Consider the following 17,890-nt stretch of genomic DNA (forward strand, 5'->3'; position numbering starts at 1 on the left):
ATCGGGATGAGTCACACTGTCCACCGGCTCCCCCGACAACTGTCGTTCCCTCCCCTTCCGTACCTCAGCGCGCGCTGGCAGTGACCGACAGCTTTCCCAGCAGAGGGCTGGGATCGCCGTGCCAGACGATCGTGAGCGCGTCCCTGGCCCGTGTCGCTGCGACGAAGAGCAGTGACCGGGCCCGCTTGCACTTCGCCTGGTACCGGGACGGGTCGGTGCGGCGCAGCGCCTCCACCGAGGCCCCGGGCAACAGACCCCGTTGCACGCCCGCGATGACCATCCGCTGATATTCCAGCCCCTTGAACCGGTACATCGTGCCGATGTGCACGCCCTCGTCGTCCCGCGGACCGTCGGCCGTGATCTCGGTCGACGTGATGCCTTTCTTCGCCAGACGACTCGCCACCTGGGTGAGCATGTCGTTCGTCGGTACACACACCGCGATGTCCTCACGACGGATGTCGTGCCCGGAGGCTCTTCACGGACATGGAGGGCGCTCGCTATCTCTGGACACTTGACAAGGGAATGGTCACCCCTGCGGAATATGTGTTCAACACTGCGGAAGAAGCGGCGACGAACTGCCGGAAAGAACCACGTGGGAGCGCACAATGTCTGAGAAGGACTCAGGGTCGGGTCCCGCGTCCGGACGAACTGCCGTCCCGCTCGACGACATCGACCGGCAAATCCTGAGCCGGCTCCTCGAAGACGGCCGGGTGTCGGTCCGCGCGCTGGCCGAGCAGGTGCACATCTCGCGCGCCAACGCCTACACGCGGATCGGCAGGCTGGTCGCAGAGGAGGTCATCAGCGGCTTCACCGCGCGCCTGAACCCGAAGCGTGCGGGCCTCGGCACGAGCGCGTACGTGACGGTGACCAGCGAGCAGAAAGCCTGGCGCGACATCTCGCGCGAGCTGCGCGAAATCCCGTACGTCGAGCACGTCGCCCTGGTCGGGGGCGACTTCGACGTCCTGGTGCTGGTCCGGACACCGGACAACGAGACGCTGCGCCACATCGTGCTGGAGCGCGTCCAGGCGATCGCCGGGGTGCGCTCGACCCGTACCTGGCTGGTCTTCGACGAGGTACGGGGCCCGGGGGCCGACTGGACCGCCTGACCAAGGGCCCGACGCCCGGACCCCGATTCGGTCCGCATGCGACCGGCCGTTCCGGTCAGACGTCGAGCAGCGCACCGGCGGCCCTCCGGTCCCGGGCCGTGGCCGGCACGGACGCGTGCCGGGACCGCAGCACCCGGAACCGCCCGGTGACGAAGTGGGCGCCGGTGCCGGGGAGGTCGGCGACGGCCGAGGACGGATCCGCGGGGAGGTCGTCGGCGACGTTCTGCACCAGATGCACCCCGGCGTCGAGCGCCGCCGTCTCGGCGGCCGCCAGCACCAGTGGATCGGCCGAGTGCACCGCGGCGTACAGCGCGCCGTGGCGGCCGACGGTGCCGCGGAACAGGGCGAGGCTGCGCGCGGTCGACTCGGTGCCCACCAGGAACGCGACCGGCCCCGGCCACTCCCGGGTGTAGACGCGCTCGCTCTGCGCCCCGAGCCGGACGATGAGCGGGCTGCGCACATCGACGACGGGGTGGCCCGGAAGGCTCAGCGGCTGCGACGCGTGCACCACCGGGCCGTATCGCCCGGCTTCCGCGAGCGCCGCCCGGACTTCTTCGCCCGCGAGCGCGCCCACCAGTCTCGCCACCCGCGCCGGATGGGCGAGCAGCCGGTCCACGGCCTCGGCGAGGTCCGCGCCGAACTCCCGCAGGCTCTTGGGGCCTTCGTCGGTGTCGAAGCCCGACGCCGGCACCAGGATGTTCTGCGGCGTGGTCCGGACCGTGCCGCTGCACCGGCACAGGGCGAGGGCGAGGCCGCGCAGCAGTCCCCGGTAGTCGTCGGTGGAGTCCACGATCACGGTGTTCAGCCCGGTCCGGTTCGCGAACACGGCGGCCTGGCGGGCATGTCGCTCCAGCCAGTCGGCGAAGCGCGCCGATCCGGTGAAGTCGACGATCCGCACCGCGGGGTCCGTGGCCAGCCGCTGGTGCAGGCGCTCCCCGGGTGCCGCCACCGCAAGGGTCACGATGTCCGGGGCGTGGCCTGCCTCCGCCAGCACTTCGCGGGCGATGCGCACGGTGATCGCCAGGGGCAGCACGGAGCGTGGATGCGGAGCGACGATCACGGGGTTCCCGGTCACCAGGCTGGTGAACAGGCCCGGATATCCGTTCCAGAGGGGGTAGTCGGGACAACCGATGAGAAGCGACACCCCGCGCGGAACCAAGGTGCTGGTGCCGCACACCGGCAGCGGCTGCCCCCGACGGCGGGTCTGCTCCCAGCGCAGGTCCGCAGGGACGCGCTCCGACTCGGCGAAAGCCTGGGCGACCGCCTCCAGGGCCCGGTCCTGTGCGCTCGGTCCGGCGGCCCGGAACGCCGCCGGAAGCGGCTGACCGGTGGTGTGGTGCACGGCGAGGGCCAGCTCATGGCTGCGCGTGTTCAGCCGCCGGAGCATCTCCACCGCCAGCCCCGCCCGGTGGTGGAGTCCGGCGACCCGCCACTCGGCCGTCGCCCGCCCCGACGCCGTCACCAGGGCCGCCGGGTCGCAGCGCGGGTAGCCGATGCCCATGACCGTGCCGTACGGGGAGGACTCGGTGACCACCCGGCCGAGCTCACCCGGCTGGTCGAGGTCGAAGGCGCGGCCCAGCAGGGAGCCGAAGACCTTCGCCGCCGTCCGGGGCGACCGCATGCCCGCGTCGGCGGCACCGCGCCATGTCGCCTCCGTGAAGGGCGCACAGCGTTCACCGGCCGTGATGGCTCGCACCGCCTGGTGGAGCAGCTCGCGATGCCGCTCGTAGGGACCGGGGCGCACGGCTTCAGCCTCTCCAGGTCGCGGCGAGCGCGAGCAGGGCGTCGTTCTCCTCCGGCAGACCGATCGTCACCCGGACGCCTTCGCCGGGAAACGGGCGGACGACCACGTTCCCGCTGAGGCAGTGCAGGGCGAAGTCCGCGCTGCCGCCGGCGAGCGGCAGCCAGACGAAGTTGGCCTGGGAGTCGGGCACGTCGAAGCCGCGCGCACGCAGCCGCTCCGTCACCCGCTCCCGCTCGGCGACGGTGAGCGCGGCGCGGCGGGCGACCTCCGCGCGCTCCCCCAGAGCGACGACGGCGGCCTCCTGGGCGAGCGCGCTGACACTGAACGGCACCTGCGTCTTACGCACCGTGACGGCGATCTCCTTCGGCGCCACGCAGTAGCCGACCCTCAGGCCCGCCAGCCCGTACGCCTTGGAGAAGGTCCGCAGCACCACCACGTTCGGCCGGTCGCCGAGCAGGCCGAGCGCATCGGGGACCAGCGCCGGATCGGCGTACTCGCGGTAGGCCTCGTCCACGACGATCAGTACGTCGTCCGGCACCCGGGCCGCGAAGTCGCGCAGCGCCCGCTCGCCGACCGCGGTGGAGGTGGGGTTGTTGGGATTGCAGACGAAGACCAGTCGGGTCCGGCCGTTGATCTGCTCGGCCATGGCGTCGAGGTCCAGCGCGTGCTCGCGAAGCGGGACCTGCACCGCGCTGCCGCCCGCTACCGTCGTGAGGATCGGATACGCCTCGAAGGATCGCCAGCCGAAGACGACCTCGTCGCCGGGGCGGACGACCGAGTGCAGCAGCTGTGCGCAGACCTCCGAGGAACCGGCGCCCACCGCGATCCGCTCCGGATCGACGCCGTGATGCTCGGCCAGGGCTCCCACGAGACAGGCGGCGCTCATGTCGGGATACCTCGACACACCACCGGCCAGTTCCCCGAGCCTTCCCACCACTCCCGGCAGCATCCCGTACGGGGACTCGTTGCCGGCCAGCGCGACCGCACCGGGGACCTTGCGGCCCGGCACGTAGGCGGGCAGCCGCGCCAGGGACGAACGGACACGCACCATGCTCGACTCGCTTCTTCAGCGTGGCCCGAAGTCGTGCCTCCGGGCACTTGACAGGAGAAGCGTGGACAACGAATGACAAACGTTCAACCAATTGGGAAATCAGGCGACAGACAGCCGATCCATCCCACCTGTACCGGCAAGTAGTCCGCCCGCGCTCCCCTCAGGACCGCTCCCGCGAGACGGACTGCCGGGGCACCGCCGGACCCTGGCCGCGCCCACTGATCACAGATCGGCCACATACCCCTTTCCGGCCCCCGGCCCATCGCAACGGCCCCCGAAGACTGCTCCCCACCCCCGCGAGGTCTGCGTGCCTCGCCCGCTCCGACCGAGGGAGACCATGTCCAGGACCCATCTCGCACACCGGTCGTTGATGTCACTGGCGGCGGCCGCCGCGCTGCTGACCGCCGGCTGCTCGGGAACCGCCGACAGCGCGCACGCCGACGGCTGCCGCGCGAACGGCGACTGGACGGCCCCGCAGCGGGCTCACTGGCTGCGCCCCTCCGTGTCGTTTCCCGAGTCCGCGCCCGGCAACGACACGGCTGTCGTGATACGCCCGCGCGCCGTGGACAACAGGGGCCCGCTGTGCGAACCGATCGCCGTGCAGGTCCAGTTCTGGAAGCTCACCGCCACGGCAGCGGGGACGGACATGAGGCCCGAACTGCGCATCCGGCTGGCCACCGGCGGAGGCGCTGCCCGAAGCATCGGCTTCCCCGCGGGACTGTCCGCCGGGGAACGCGGCGGCTGCACCGGCGTCCTGATGGCGGTGTACGCGGGCGTGCCCCTGACCGAGGGCGAACTGCCCAAGAACATCGGCCACCTGGTTCCCGGCACCGCGCAGGTGAGGTTCAGAACCGACCGGATCGGCGCCTACCGACTGCTCCCACCGTCGGAACTGGAATCATGCCGTGCGAACGGAGAGCCCATGACCACCCCACCCGCCACACCGAACCCATGGGGCAGGTGGGGCAGCGACCACCCGTGAGCGGCACTCCACGGAGAGATCCGTTCACGCCGGGACCACCCGGTCAACGCGCCCGGCAGGTCGAGAACCTGCCCGCTCGTGCCACCGCCGCCAGTCCGCGAACTTCGCCACCGGGATCAAACTCGCCGCAGTCGCCTCCGACATCATGGGCGAACTTGGCTACGCCTTTCCGCCATGACACCCAACACCCCCTGCTATGACCGGCTCCACCCTGGGAGGGGAACCTCACCCCTACCTCATGTCGTCGCACGTCAGGACACGGGGAACCAGGTCGACAGGCGCTTGGCAATGACCGGTACATCGATGTCGTCCTGCGCGACTTCCTCCACGAACGGGCCGGCGACGGAGACGGCCGGCGGGGCGGTACTGGCGCTCACACCGTTGAACCGCAGGAAGACACGCATGGCGAGCCAGGCGGTGCGCTTGTTGCCGTCGATCAGCGCGTGATTGCGGGCGACGGAGTGCAGCAGCGCCGCAGCCTTCTCGTGCAGCGTGGGATACAACTCGGCTCCGAACACGTTCGTCCGGGGTCGCTCGATCGCCGACACCAGAAGGCCCATGTCACGCACGCTGTGCTCGGTACCGTTGACCGTGCGGGCGATGGCCAGGATCTCGTCGATCTGGATGTAGCGCACGTCCGTCACTTCAGGTAGTCCAGGATCTCCGCATCGCTGTCCATGAGCTCGGCCAGGACGTCATCGACCTTCAGCTCGGCCCGGTTCTGTGCGTCACGGATGGCCTCAATGGCAAGTTCCTGCTTGCTGCGGCCCTCCCGGCGAGCCCGCTCGGTGAGCTTCGCGTCGAGGTCGTCGGGGAGTCGGAGTGTCATCGCCATACAGAGATGATACCAGTCAGGTATCAAGGTGCGCGGTCGGCCCACAAGGCGTCGCCACTCTCGAAGATCGATCCGTCCGGTCGGACCGCTACACGGAGGGAAGCAGGTCGAGCAACCCACCTGAACAACAAAACCGCAGGTCAGGCATGCTTCCCTGCGGGCTCCAGGATCGCGACGCACTCCACATCATGCGGCATCGGAAATTTGTCGGTCTGAGCGGGTCCCGGAAAAGCCCAGGTCAGAGCCGTTCTCTCGGCTCGCTGTGCAGCTCGAGGGCGCCCAAAGCGTCGAACGAGCGTCACGGCCGGCGGTCCGTCCTCGCCCGGTCGCCGGCCGTCCACCGGCGCGAGCGAGATCGGAACGCCGAAGGGCTCTCGCGCCCTGGGCCCGTTCCGCCAGGTGCCTTCGAGCTGGAGGGCCGGTTCCCTGATCTGCTGGAAGAGGTCCCGCCGGCCGCGATGGAGTACGTCGCCGATCCAGTGAAGGTCCCGTCGACCGTCTCCACCCCTGCTCGTCTTCGCGGCGTGCAGCGCTTCTCGCCCCGGGTCCGGCCTGGCGGCTCGATTTTCCGGGCCCGGCGCTCTACGGCGACCGCTGGCCCGGCGTTGAGAGCGAGACCGTCCTCTGCCGCGACCTGCGACTGAGCGCTCTGCCCGACCGGCCAAGTAGAGCGCATCAGCGGCCTGCCGGCAGTGCGGGAGCGGAGTCACTGTTCGGCGCACCGAACTCTCCGCCGAGTTGGGACCGTCTCGCGTGGTGGGCACGTTTGAGAGTGGAAGACGACGTCCCGGCCGAAGAGGACCTGGTCTAAGACGGTGTGCTCGTTGTCGACCTGTGGCGCCGGCCCCAGGACGCCAGGGCGTGCGGGTCCCGGGCCGCATCTGGGGCCGTCAGCCAACGATCCTGCCGAACAGGTGGTTGGCAGGAGCGTCGGGGTCGTCGCCGTAGAAGAACTCCGTGACCGCCTGGTGGAATTCGGCGCGGTCCAGTGCACCGGAGCCGTCCCGGTCCAAAGCGGCGAAGACCGCGGCGCAGTCCTCGCCAGGAACGCCGGCGACCGCGTCGAACATCTGCTGGAACTCCGCCTGGTCGATCTTGCCGTCTCCGTTGAGGTCGACGAGGTCGAAGAAGCAATCGGTCACCGGCTCGACCTGTTGCGGGTACAAGGCGGGGTCGGTCAGGACGCGCCTGAACCCTTCGGTCATCTCCCGCAGATCGACCTTCCCGTCACCGTCCTGGTCCATCGGGGCGATCACGTTCCTCCAGAACCCGTCCATCCTCTCGGTGAGCAGGTGGGCGGGCGCGGAGTCCGGCGCGGTGCCGCGGACGGCAATGTAACGCTCGCTCATCATTCGGACGTCCCGCTGGGTGATGAACCCGTCGCCGTCGACGTCGGCGCCCCTGAACCACTGGGCGTACTTGAGGTTTTGTAGTGCAGTCACGATTGCGCACAGTATTCATTCCGTTACGTGAGCGCAAAACGGGCGAGCGGACGATTTTTCGACATTCGGGTCACTGTTCGAGTTTCGGTGGTGCAAAGGCGAACAGATCGGGAAGAGGGCCACCGTAGAGCTCGACGTCGACCAGCGCACTGAGAGCACTCGGTCCTTGGGACAGGCGCGAGCACGGCCGGTCCGCTGTGAGAACGTTCGGATTGCCGTGGCGGTCCAGTGTTCCGCTCAGCCCCGGCTGCACTGGATCCCACCACGCTCCGGTGGACAGTTGTACGACGCCTGGCATGACGTCGTCCGACAGGACTGCGCCCGCGAGGCAGCTGCCTCGGTCGTTGTAGACGCGAACGATCGTGCCGTTCTCGATGCCGCGTGACGCGGCGTCCAACGGGTTGATCGTCACGGGCTCACGGCCACGGATCTTCGAATCGAGGCTGTGGCCACCGTTGTCGTACTGGCTGTGCAGGCGTGAAGCGGGCTGATTCGAGATCAGATGCAGCGGGAATCGGTCTGATAGATCGCCACGAAGCCACTCGGCTGGTTCGAACCACGTCGGATGCCCGGCGCAGTCGTCGTAGCCGAACGAGTCGATCTCCCCGGAGAAGATCTCGATCCGGCCTGACGGCGTCTGTAGGGGGAACCGCTGCGGATCTGAACGGAGCGCCTCGAAACAGCCGGGAAACGGTCCCGTCGACGCAGGCAGTTCGGCGGCGGAGCTTCGCCAGAAGTCGTCGAAGCCCGGCAAGGCGGCATCGTCGTCGAGTTTGGCTTTCGTCTGCTCGTAAAGGTGTCGGACCCACTCGATCTCGGAGCGCGACTCCGTGAACTCCTGCTCGTATCCGAGCCGGGAGGCCAAGGCGGTGAAGATGTGGTGGTCGGTGCGCGACTCGCCCGCCGGCTCGCGGACTTTCGGCATCGCGACCAGGTGGGGATCCGAGAATCCGGCGGCGAAGTCGTCGCGCTCGAAGCTGGTGGCGACGGGAAGGACGATGTCCGCGAACTTGGCCGTGGTGTTCCACCAGGCTTCGTGAACCACCACCGTGTCAGGAGCCTGCCAGGCTCGGGTCAGCCGATGGAGATCCTGGTGGTGGTGGAACGGGTTCCCTCCGCACCAGTAGATCAGGCGAAGCTCGGGCAGCGTGAGGCGCTGACCGTCGTAGTCGATGGTCTTACCCGGATGCAGCAGGGTGTCGGCGATCCTTGCGACGGGGATGAAATCCGGAACGGGGTTGGGCACCCCGGGGATCGCCGCCACGAAGGGGCGGCCTCGGGCAACGCCGGTCGCGTCCATCGTCGCGTAACCCGCGCCCCAGCCGCAGCCGGACCGGCCCATCGAGCCTGCCATGGCGGCCAGCACGACGGACATCCAGATCGGCTGTTCGCCGTGGTCTGCCCGCTGCACCGCGTAGTTGACCATGATGAGAGAACGCTGCGTGGTGAGGCGGCGAGCGAGGTCGGTGATCGCGTCGCCACTGATGCCCGTGATCCTCGCTGCCCAGGCAGCATCCTTGGGGACGCCATCGAGCTCGCCGACCAAGTAGGAGGCGAAGCGGTCAAACCCTACGCAGCACCGACGCAGGAAGTCCTCATCGTGCCACCCGTTGACCAGCATCGTGTGTGCGATGCCGAGCATCGCGGCGGTGTCGGTATTGGGGATGACGGGCAGCCACTCGGCATCGAGGAAGCCGGCGGCATCGCTGCGGATGGGGCTGACGTTCACGAACCGCACCCCGGCCTCACGGCACTGGCGCTGCAGGTTCTGCGTCTGGTGCCTGGCCAGCCCACCAGGGTTGATCTGACTGTTCTTGAGGGCCAGCCCCCCGAACGCCACCACGAACTCACAGTTCTCGGCGATCTCGTCCCACATCGGCATCCGGGACTGGTAGCTCCACGGATGCCCGCCGATCACATGGGGGAGGATGACCTCCAACGCCGCGGTGCTGTACGTGTTGCGAGAGTCGGTGTATCCCCCGCCTAACGCCAGGAACCGATGGAGTTGACCCTGCGCGTTGTGGAAGCCGCCCGCACTCGCCCAGCCGTAAGATCCGCCGAACACCGCGCTGTCTCCGTGCTGTGAACGAACTCGACGCAGCTCATCGCTCACCAGCGTGATCGCGTCGTCCCAGCTCACCTCCACGAAGGCGTCCGCGCCTCTGGCCGTGTCGTGGACGCGTGGCAGGCCGTTCAGCCAGCCCTTGCGCACTGCGGGGCGCAGCACGCGAGCGCTGTCGTCGGCGGCTGCCACCATTCCGGGGCCGATAGGTGACGGCGTGGGGTCATCGCCCTTCGGCTCAATGCGCACCAACCGGCCGGAATCGACCACCGCGATATAACTGCCCCAGTGCGTCGCAACCGACATGCGTCGTTCCACCGTGCATCAACTCCATCCCTGAAGTTTCCGCTGCTCTCGGACAACGGTCAGTCGACGGCCCGCGGGACGGAGACTTCCCCCCATGACCTCCTGCCCAACCCCCGTCGGTGGGCGCGACCGCCGACAGCCGCACAGTGGCCGTCTGTCTCTCCCCCGCGTCCATGATGAACTGCGGCGAATCCGCCGTCTCGCCGGCAACCTGATCGACGCCCCCTCCCGCCGCTTCGCCGCCGGGGCGCAGAGCATCGCCTCCGCCCTCGCCGCCGAGCTGCCCACCGGCGCCCTGCGGCTGGACACGCCCGTCCCCGCCATCCACCCGGACCGCCGGACCGGCGGCCTCACCCTGTCCACCCCGGCCGGAACCCTGTACGCCGAGCATGTCGTCCTCGCCCTCCCCCCGGCCCTGGCTATGGAACGGATCGACTTCGGCGACGCGCTCCCCGCCGACCTCGTACGCCTCGCCCAGTCCACCCCCGTCTGGATGGGCGCCGTCGCCAAGGTCGTCGCCCGCTACCCCCACCGCCTTCTGGCGCGAGGAGGGGCTGGCCGGCGCGGCGTTCAGCAGGACCGGCCCGCTGCAGGAGATCCACGACGTGTCCGGGCCCGGCGGCGAGCCCGCCGCACTCTTCGGGTTCGCGCACGCCCGCACCGTACGGCCCGACTTCGAGCAGGCCGTCACCACCCAGCTACCAGGCTCTTCGGCCCGCCTGCCGCCACGCCCACCGCCGTCCACGTGCAGAACTGGAGCGGCGAGCGGTGGACGTCCCCGTCCACGGTGCAACACCTGGCCGACTACTCCCTCTTCGGCCACCCCCTCTACCAGCGCCCGGCACTGGACGGCCGACTGCACTGGGCGTCCACCGAGACGGCCACCGACTACGCCGGACACATCGAAGGCGCCCTCGCCGCAGGAGAACGTGCGGCGCGAGCTGTTCCGGCGGCTTCCGACGACGTATCTGACGGCCTGCGCGCGGCAAGCCGGTAGATCTCCCCGGCCACGTTTGCGCCAGACACCCCCCGGCCGCTCCCTCGAAGAGCAGCTCGCCGAGATCGCCCAAGAGGTCACGCTCCGCGGCGAAGCCGCTGAACGCAGACGCCAGGACGAGATCGAAGCGGCACGCCAGAAGCGCATAGCCTGGGAAGCCGCCCGGGAAGAAGCCCGCATCCGCTACGCCGAGGCGTACCGCGTCAGGCACTTCGAAGCCCAGGAAGCGGCATGGCGCCACGCCACCCGACTGACCGAGTACGGGAGCGCCGTACGCACCCGGGGCAGACCAGAGCCGACGCCGAAGCATGGGTCAGCTGGACAGCGGCCACCGTCGAGCGCCTCGACCCACTGAGCACACCGCCCCGGCTGCCCGACATCCCCGAACCACGTGCCGACGACCTGAAGCCCTTCCTCGCCGGCGTCTGCCGGAGTCGCTGGAGGAGTTGCACGGCCCGATCCAAGGGGTCATAGAGCTGCCTCTGCACATGGCCTGGCCGGGGATGACCTCGTATGACGTGAGCGAGCCTCGCCAGCGCATGGGCCTGTACCGCACCGTCCTGCACGAGGGACTGCGCGACGACCTGCCCCGCTACCTGAACCAGGATTTGCTCCTCCAGTTGTGGCCGGTGCTGCGCGCCCTGGTCGGCCCAGTACTCCCATGGCTGACTCGACGGTCAGAGGCGTGGGCCAGACGAAAACCCGCAAGTAGCCAAGTCTTCCGTGTCGCGAGACTAGACAGGAGCAACGTCCGTATCCGTTAATCCATCCCATGTATCACTCGAGAGGGTCGATCGAACCGAGACCGCAACGGATGAGCACGTGACGCGTCACGCCCGACCGCCCGACCCGTGCTTCGCGCTCGGCCAGGTCCGGCTCACCGCGAGCCGCCGGCTGGACAACCAGGACCGTACGCGGAACTACCTGCGGTTCGTCGATGTCGACCGGCCGCTCCACAACTTCCGCGCCAACACCGCCTGTCCACCAACGGCGCGACCGTGAACGGCGGTTGGGACGCGCCGACGTTCCCCTTCCACACTCACACCCAAGGGCACTGCCTCACAGCGTGGGCTCAGCGGAACTGACGCACGTCGGAAGCAGATTGTGATCACTCTCCCTACTCCCTTGCGCGACACTTCGACCATTGTTCGAAATGACGAACACGTCGGGTCGTAGCGCATCGACAGTCCGGACAGCCTCCGACGGGGCCAACCGGAACCGCTCACTCAAGGAATGAGACCCCCATGCGCAGACGTGGTTTCAGCCGCAGGCATCTGTCCGTGGCGCTCGCGACCCTCGTCGCTTCGGCGGCGACGATCGTTGCCCACCCGGCTCAGGCGGCCACCAGCGGCGCCTTGCGCGGCGCCGGTTCCGGCCGGTGTCTCGATGTGCCGGGCGCCAACCAGACCGACGGCACGAACCTGCAGATCTGGGACTGCCACGGCGGGACCAACCAGCAGTGGACGCTGACGGACAACAACCAGCTGACCGTGTTCGGAAACAAGTGCCTGGACGTCCCGGGCCACGCCACCACGGCCGGGACCCGGCCGGTGATCTGGTCCTGCAACGGCGGTACGAACCAGCAGTGGCGGGTGAACCCCGACGGCACGGTCGTCGCCGTGGAATCCGGGCTGTGCCTGGACGTCAGCGGCGGCGCCACGGCCAACGGCACGGCGGTGCAGCTGTGGAACTGCACCGGCAGCGCCAACCAGAAGTGGTCCGGCCTGTCCGGGGCGTCCAACTCGTGTGCTCTGCCGTCGACATACCAGTGGACGTCGACCAACGCGTTGACGCAGCCGGCGAACGGGTGGGCCTCGCTGAAGGACTTCACCACCGTGACGTACAACGGCAAGCACCTGGTCTACGCGACGTACTCCGACGGCAACTGGCACTCGATGGGCTTCAGCCCCTTCACGAACTGGTCGGACATGGGCACGGCCGGCCAGACCGCGATGAGCCAGTCGGCGGTGGCGCCCAAACTGTTCTACTTCGCGCGCAAGAACATCTGGGTGCTGGCCTCGAACGGGTGGGGTACCCAATGGCCCTTCGTCTACCGCACGTCGAGCGATCCCACCAACCCCAACAGCTGGTCCGCGGCGCAGCCGCTGTTCACCGGCAGCCTCCCCGTAGGCGGCCCGATCGACCCGACCCTGATCGCCGACGACCAGAACATGTACCTCTTCTTCGCCAATGACAAGGGCGGCATCTTCAAGTCGACCATGCCGATCGGGAACTTCCCGAGCAGCTTCGGCTCGTCGTACACGACAGTCATGACCGACACGGAGAAGAACCTGTTCGAGGCGCCGGAGGTCTACAAGGTCCAGGGCCAGAACCAGTACCTCATGATCGTCGAGGCTCGCGGTGTGAATGAGGACCGCTTCTTCCGTTCGTTCACGGCCGCCAGCCTGAACGGCCCGTGGACCCCGCAGGCCGCCACCGAGAGCAACCCCTTCGCGGGCAAGGCCAACAGCGGCGCCACCTGGACCAACAGCATCAGCCACGGTGACCTGGTCCGCAACAACCCCGACGAGACCATGACCATCGACCCCTGCAACCTGCAGTTCCTCTACCAGGGCCTGTCCCCCAACGTCCCGCCGGGCACCAGCTACGTGAACCTGCCGTACCGGCCGGGCCTGCTCACCCTGAAGCGCTGACCCGCGCACATCCGATCACACACTCGTGACCGTGTACCCGAGGCCCGCACAGCGGCTTCCGCTGTGCGGGCCAGGAAGGAACCCCCACCCATGGTCCCCCTGCACGGACGACTCCTGCGTCTTCTCACGACCACCGCACTGACGCTCAGCGCCTGTGTCACCGCCTCCGCCGGCACGACCGCCGAGGCCGCGCCGGGCAGCCCCGCGCTCACCCCGCCGCTCGGCTGGAACAGCTGGAACAGCTTCGGATGCGGGATCACCGAGGCGCAGGTCCGCCAGGCCGCCGACGCGATGGTGTCCTCGGGCATGAAGGCCGCGGGCTACCAGTACGTCGTCGTCGACGACTGCTGGTTCGACCCCCAGCGCGACGCGGCGGGCAACCTGCGGTCCAATCCAACCAAGTTCCCCAGCGGCATGAAGGCGCTCGGGGACTACATCCACAGCAAGGGCCTGAAGTTCGGCATCTACCAGGCGCCCAACGAGAAAACGTGCGCCCAGGGCGTGGGCACCTACCCCGGCTCCACCGGCAGCAAGGGGCATGAGGCCCAGGACGCCGCCGCGTTCGCCTCCTGGGGCGTGGACTACCTCAAGTACGACTGGTGCTCCGGCAGCGGCACCCTCAGCGAGCAGGTCGCGCAGTTCACGACCATGCGCGACGCCCTGCGTGCCACCGGCCGTCCGATCGTCTACAGCATCAACCCCAACAGCTTCCACTCCCCCACCGGCGCCACCTACGACTGGGGACAGGTCGCCGACCTGTGGCGGACGACCGAGGACCTGCTCGACATCTGGCAGAACGGCAACACCAACAGCTACCCCATGGGCGTCGGCAACGTCCTGGACATCACCGCGCCACTGGCGGCTCAGTCGGGCCCGGGACACTGGAACGACCCCGACATGCTCGTCGTCGGCCGCCCCGGTCTGTCACTGACCGAGTCCCGTTCCCACTTCGCGCTGTGGGCGCTGATGGGCGCCCCTCTCATCGCGGGCAACGACATCCGCACCATGTCCTCCGACGTGAGCGCCATCCTGCGCAACCCGCGTCTGCTGGCGGTGAACCAGGACTCGCTGGGCGCGGGCGGTCGCCGGGTGCGCGACGACGGCGACACCGAGGTGTTCGCCAAGCGCCTGTCCGACGGCTCGGTCGCCGTGGGCCTGTTCAACCGGGGGAGCAGCACCGCGACCATCACGGCCACGGCCGCCCAGGTCGGCCTGACCGGAGGGTCGTTCACCCTCACCGACCTGTGGACCGGCGGCACGTCGAGCACCTCCGGGCAGATCTCCGCGAGCGTCCCGGCACACGGTGTCACCGTGTACGAGATGACCGGCGGCAGCCCGCTGGCCGCCACCACCGCACGCCTGCGCGGTGGCGGGTCGGGCCGCTGCCTGGACGTGGATCGCGCCTCCACCGCGGCCGGGACGGCGACGCTGATCTGGGACTGCCACACCGCCGCCAACCAGCTCTGGACCACATGGGCGGGCGGTGAGATCCGCGTCTACGGCGACAAGTGCCTGGACGCCTCCGGCCAGGGCACCACCAACGGCACGCCGGTCATCATCTGGCCCTGCAACGGCCAGGACAACCAGAAGTGGACCAAGCAGGCCGACGGGTCGATCCGCAACGTCCACGCCGGGCTGTGCCTCGACGTCCAAGGGGCCGGCACCGCCAACGGCACGCCGCTGGTCCTGTGGACCTGCAACGGCCAGGACAACCAGAAGTGGACCACGCTCCCGTAATCCGTAACCCGTCATCGCGCAGGCCAGCTTGACGGGTCCACGAAGTGCCTCGGCCATGGCGGGGCCGCAGGTGGTAGTGCCTGCGGCCCCGCTCGGGTGTCGAGGTCAGGACGGGTCGCCGTACTGGAGGCCGCGTCCGTTGGTGCCGACGTAGACGCGGCCGTAGGTGTCGGGGTCGCCGGTGATGACGCCGACGCCGGCGATGGCGCCCCACTGGTGGGCCGTGTCGTTGACGCGGAGCCAGGTGGTGCCCTTGTCGGTGGAGCGGAAGACTCCGGTGACGTCCTTGACGGAGCCGATCAGGTACAGCGCCTGGTAGCCGGTGCCCGGCTTGGCCTTGCCGAAGCCGAGGGCGGAGGCGGACTGCACCGTCTTGAGCGTGGTGAAGGTGCGGCCGCCGTCGGTGGAGTGCAGCAGCCCCTTGGCACTGCCGGCGATCCACAGGTCTCCGGCGATGCCGGGGACGGCCGTGAGCCGGCCGGCGGGCAGGCCAGTGGCGCGGGCGGTGAAGGCCGCGCCGCCGTCGGTGCCGGCGTAGAGCGTGCCGCCGGACAGTGAGTAGAAGGTGCTGGCCGAGGAGCGGTCGGCGACGACTGCGGCGTCGTTGCCCAGGTCACTGACCCTCGACCAGCTGGCCCCCCTGTCGGTCGAGCGGTACGGGGCCTGGCCGGCCTGGGTCCAGACGATGGTGGAGCCGTCCGCCGAGAGCGCGACATGACCGTCCTGGGCATCGGCCACCGGCTCTGCCTTGAAGCCGGTCCAGTTGCTGCCGCCATCGGTGGAGTATGCGCCGTCCTGCGCGCCGCCGCGGCCGACGCGGACCATCATCGTGGGCTTGGACTGGGCGAAGTCGATGTCGGTGCTGTTGGTCATCGTCGGGTTCGCCAGCCGACCGGAGGGCGCCTTGGTCAGGGAGTCGTGCCGGAAACCGCCCTGGTCGCCCATGGAGGTGATGACGGTGGCGCCGCCGGGCGGGGCGATCGCGTCCAGCAGCGCGGTCTCCTCCAGCCCCTGGGCGCCCATGCTCCAGTGGCTGGTACCGCCGTTGTCGGAGGCATTGGCGTCCTTGGTGCGCAGGATGCCGTTGCCGGTGCCGTACAGCACGTGCCCGGAGTCGAAGGGATCGATGGCCAGGGCGGTCATCCAGTGCCCGGTGTGGGTGCCGACGTAAGGAGCGGCGGAGGCGTTGCGCACCGACTTGTCGGCCAGTGCCTTCCAGGTCGTGCCGCCATCGGTGCTGCGGTAGATCTCGTCCTGGGGATACCAGCGGCCGAGGGTGGTGACCATGACCGTGGACGGCTTCTGCGGGTCGACGGCCAGACCGGAGAACCCGTAGTTGCCCTGGGACGGGGAGATGTTCTTCCACGTCCCGCGGGCCGGCGTGTACTTCCACACCGAGCCCGCCGTCACGCCGTTGGGTCCGAGGTTGTCGGTGTACGTCAGGTACAGCGAGCCGTCACCCGAGAGGACGCCGTGCTGTGGCAGCTGGCCGGTGGGCTGCCCGGAGACCGCCTGCCAGGTGCTGCCGCCGTCGCTGGAACGGTACAGGGAGGCGGACTTGTCGTTGACGCCGACGTAGACCGTCTTGCTGCCGGCCGGGCCGTACGTCACGTAGGAGATGCCCGCGCCGCTGCTCGCTCCGTCCTTGACGGGGAACGAGGAGACCTGGCGCCATGTCACACCGTGGTCGGTACTGCGCCACAGGCCGTTCTTGCGGGTGCCCAGCAGCAGGGTGCCGTTGTCCGCGGGGTCGACCACGAGCCGTTCACCCGCGCCGCGGCCGTCCTCGTTGCCGCCCAGCTTGAAGGGCAGATCGGTGCGCTCGAAGGTGCGGCCCCGGTCGGTGGAGCGCAGGATCGCGCCGTTGCCAGCCCAGTCGTTGGTGTAGGTGCCCGCCCCGAGGTAGAGCCGCTTGGGGTCGACGGGGTCGGTGGCCACCGAGTCGATGCCCAGAAGGTTCCAGTCCTTCTCGCCGATCCAGTCGGTCAGCGGGATCCACTGCTCGGCCCCGGTGTCCCAGCGGTAGGCGCCACCCATGTCGGTGCGCGCGTACAGCAGGCCCTTCTCCTTCTGGTTGAACACCAGACCGGTGACGTAACCGCCGCCCACCACCTGGGCGTTCTTCCACCTGTACGGTCCAGCCGCGGCCGTGGTCCGCGTGCTGCTGCCGGTACCGGCCGCCTGGGCCTCGCCCGTCTTCACCAGCTTCCACTGCTGGTTGGCACTGCCCCGGCTCGGATACTGGATGAGCGCCGCGCCCTGGGCCGTGGAGCCCCCGGAGACGTCCAGGACCTGGCCACTCCTGCGGGAGGTGAGGGTGACGGCGTCGGAACCGCTCACCTCGCTGATCTTCCACTCCTGCGAGGTGGCGGAACTGTCGGTCTGCTGCTCGGCGGCGGCCCCCTGAGCGGTCGAGTTGCCCGCTATGCCCAGAACCTTGCCGCTGTTGCGGTTCACCAGCTCGTAGTAGCCGTCACCGGCGGACCTCAGCTTCCACTGCTGGTTGGCGGTGTTCTGGTCGGTCCACTGCTGGATCCGGGTGCCGTCAGCGGTGGAGTAGCTGTTGACGTCCAGCACCTTGCCACTGCGCACGGAGACCAGCCGGTAATAGGCGTCGCCGTCGACCGTCGCGGCCTGCGAGTCCTCCTGCGCGAACAGGAGATACGGCACGAGGACGGCGGGCACACCGAGCAGCAGACCAGTGGCGGTCCAGCGGCGGCGGTGCCGCCCGCGGCGCCCGTCGTTCCTGGGGTGGTTCATGGAGAGGCGTTCTCCTTGCATGCTGTTCACGTGGAAACCGGATCTCTGCCACCGAACTGGCCGGATCCAATCCCTTGTCGTCACAGGCTGCGCAAAGGGTTGCCGTGATCCTGGAGCTCTTTTCAGGTCGCCTCGTGGTGCGGCGGGAGGTGTTCAGTGCCTGGGTGGCACCGCCCTCGTTGGCGTCGACGGCCGTGGCCCACGAGGACCGAGC

General features: G+C 69.1%; 13 protein-coding genes and 2 pseudogenes. 7 read left to right on the top strand and 8 right to left on the bottom strand.

The window, feature by feature from the left end:
• Positions 1–64: 64 nt before the first annotated feature.
• A pseudogene (locus IG99_RS10115) lies at positions 65–457 on the bottom strand (3'-5' exonuclease); the annotation flags it as partial.
• 148 nt (positions 458–605) lie between these two features.
• Between IG99_RS10115 and IG99_RS10120 the strand changes: the two are divergent.
• Complete coding sequence (locus tag IG99_RS10120; RefSeq protein ID WP_037672000.1) at positions 606–1,106, top strand: Lrp/AsnC family transcriptional regulator; 501 nt, start codon at positions 606–608, stop codon at positions 1,104–1,106.
• Positions 1,107–1,161: 55 nt separating this feature from the next.
• Here IG99_RS10120 and IG99_RS10125 read toward each other — a convergent pair whose 3' ends face one another.
• Together IG99_RS10125 and hisC are read right to left on the bottom strand one after the other, a co-directional pair.
• A complete protein-coding gene (locus IG99_RS10125) occupies positions 1,162–2,850 on the bottom strand; it encodes an aldehyde dehydrogenase family protein (protein WP_037672001.1) in 1,689 nt (562 codons plus the stop codon).
• Between the two features lie 4 nt (positions 2,851–2,854).
• Entirely contained in the window at positions 2,855–3,901 is a 1,047-nt protein-coding gene (gene hisC / locus IG99_RS10130) for a histidinol-phosphate transaminase (protein ID WP_037672002.1), read from the bottom strand.
• Positions 3,902–4,238: 337 nt separating this feature from the next.
• On the opposite strand from hisC, the gene IG99_RS10135 reads away from it, so the two are divergent.
• The gene (locus tag IG99_RS10135) at positions 4,239–4,883 is read left to right on the top strand and encodes a hypothetical protein (RefSeq protein WP_158973167.1); all 645 of its coding nucleotides are present in this window, start codon (positions 4,239–4,241) and stop codon (positions 4,881–4,883) included.
• A gap of 251 nt (positions 4,884–5,134) precedes the next feature.
• Here the strand turns inward: IG99_RS10135 and IG99_RS10140 are convergent, their stop codons facing one another.
• The 4 genes from IG99_RS10140 to IG99_RS10155 all read right to left on the bottom strand — a co-directional run bounded on the left by IG99_RS10140 (position 5,135) and on the right by IG99_RS10155 (position 9,540).
• Positions 5,135–5,527: a type II toxin-antitoxin system death-on-curing family toxin gene (locus IG99_RS10140; RefSeq protein ID WP_037672004.1), complete on the bottom strand. Its 393-nt coding sequence runs from the start codon at positions 5,525–5,527 to the stop codon at positions 5,135–5,137.
• Positions 5,524–5,718 (bottom strand): ribbon-helix-helix protein, CopG family, encoded by a 195-nt coding sequence (locus IG99_RS10145; protein ID WP_037672007.1) that lies wholly within the window; start codon positions 5,716–5,718, stop codon positions 5,524–5,526. The genes IG99_RS10140 and IG99_RS10145 overlap by 4 nt, the downstream gene beginning before the upstream one ends.
• Before the next feature lie 890 nt (positions 5,719–6,608).
• Complete coding sequence (locus IG99_RS10150; protein ID WP_037672009.1) at positions 6,609–7,160, bottom strand: EF-hand domain-containing protein; 552 nt, start codon at positions 7,158–7,160, stop codon at positions 6,609–6,611.
• 70 nt (positions 7,161–7,230) lie between these two features.
• Positions 7,231–9,540, bottom strand: coding sequence for a molybdopterin-dependent oxidoreductase (locus IG99_RS10155; protein ID WP_037672011.1), 2,310 nt, complete (start codon positions 9,538–9,540; stop codon positions 7,231–7,233).
• Positions 9,541–9,622: 82 nt separating this feature from the next.
• On the opposite strand from IG99_RS10155, the gene IG99_RS10160 reads away from it, so the two are divergent.
• From IG99_RS10160 to IG99_RS10180, 5 genes and pseudogenes are all read left to right on the top strand, one after another.
• Positions 9,623–10,525 carry a flavin monoamine oxidase family protein gene (locus IG99_RS10160; protein WP_078947612.1) on the top strand — a complete coding sequence of 301 codons (903 nt, stop codon included), beginning with the start codon at positions 9,623–9,625 and terminating at the stop codon, positions 10,523–10,525.
• Positions 10,526–10,541: 16 nt separating this feature from the next.
• Positions 10,542–10,880 carry a hypothetical protein gene (locus IG99_RS49540; RefSeq protein ID WP_199815479.1) on the top strand — a complete coding sequence of 113 codons (339 nt, stop codon included), beginning with the start codon at positions 10,542–10,544 and terminating at the stop codon, positions 10,878–10,880.
• A 467-nt stretch (positions 10,881–11,347) separates the two neighbouring features.
• Positions 11,348–11,601, top strand: a pseudogene (locus IG99_RS10170) (beta-L-arabinofuranosidase domain-containing protein); the annotation flags it as partial.
• Between the two features lie 168 nt (positions 11,602–11,769).
• Positions 11,770–13,179: a non-reducing end alpha-L-arabinofuranosidase family hydrolase gene (locus tag IG99_RS10175; RefSeq protein ID WP_037672013.1), complete on the top strand. Its 1,410-nt coding sequence runs from the start codon at positions 11,770–11,772 to the stop codon at positions 13,177–13,179.
• 90 nt (positions 13,180–13,269) lie between these two features.
• Positions 13,270–14,916 (top strand): glycoside hydrolase family 27 protein, encoded by a 1,647-nt coding sequence (locus IG99_RS10180; RefSeq protein WP_037672014.1) that lies wholly within the window; start codon positions 13,270–13,272, stop codon positions 14,914–14,916.
• 105 nt (positions 14,917–15,021) lie between these two features.
• On the opposite strand, the gene IG99_RS10185 is transcribed toward IG99_RS10180, so the two are convergent.
• Positions 15,022–17,676 (bottom strand): RICIN domain-containing protein, encoded by a 2,655-nt coding sequence (locus IG99_RS10185; RefSeq protein WP_037672016.1) that lies wholly within the window; start codon positions 17,674–17,676, stop codon positions 15,022–15,024.
• Positions 17,677–17,890 lie beyond the last annotated feature (214 nt).

Origin of the sequence: Streptomyces griseus subsp. griseus, assembly GCF_000720255.1 — a bacterium.
Taxonomy (GTDB): Bacteria; Actinomycetota; Actinomycetes; order Streptomycetales; family Streptomycetaceae; genus Streptomyces; species Streptomyces griseus_I.

Excerpts from the sequence above, each read along its gene's own strand:
- IG99_RS10135 (WP_158973167.1), top strand. The coding sequence starts at position 4,239 with ATGTCCAGGACCCATCTCGCACACCGGTCGTTGATGTCACTGGCGGCG.
- IG99_RS10180 (WP_037672014.1), top strand. The coding sequence starts at position 13,270 with ATGGTCCCCCTGCACGGACGACTCCTGCGTCTTCTCACGACCACCGCA.
- IG99_RS10120 (WP_037672000.1), top strand. The coding sequence starts at position 606 with ATGTCTGAGAAGGACTCAGGGTCGGGTCCCGCGTCCGGACGAACTGCC.
- IG99_RS10145 (WP_037672007.1), bottom strand. The coding sequence starts at position 5,718 with ATGGCGATGACACTCCGACTCCCCGACGACCTCGACGCGAAGCTCACC.
- IG99_RS10185 (WP_037672016.1), bottom strand. The coding sequence starts at position 17,676 with ATGAACCACCCCAGGAACGACGGGCGCCGCGGGCGGCACCGCCGCCGC.
- IG99_RS10175 (WP_037672013.1), top strand. The coding sequence starts at position 11,770 with ATGCGCAGACGTGGTTTCAGCCGCAGGCATCTGTCCGTGGCGCTCGCG.
- IG99_RS10160 (WP_078947612.1), top strand. The coding sequence starts at position 9,623 with ATGACCTCCTGCCCAACCCCCGTCGGTGGGCGCGACCGCCGACAGCCG.
- hisC (WP_037672002.1), bottom strand. The coding sequence starts at position 3,901 with ATGGTGCGTGTCCGTTCGTCCCTGGCGCGGCTGCCCGCCTACGTGCCG.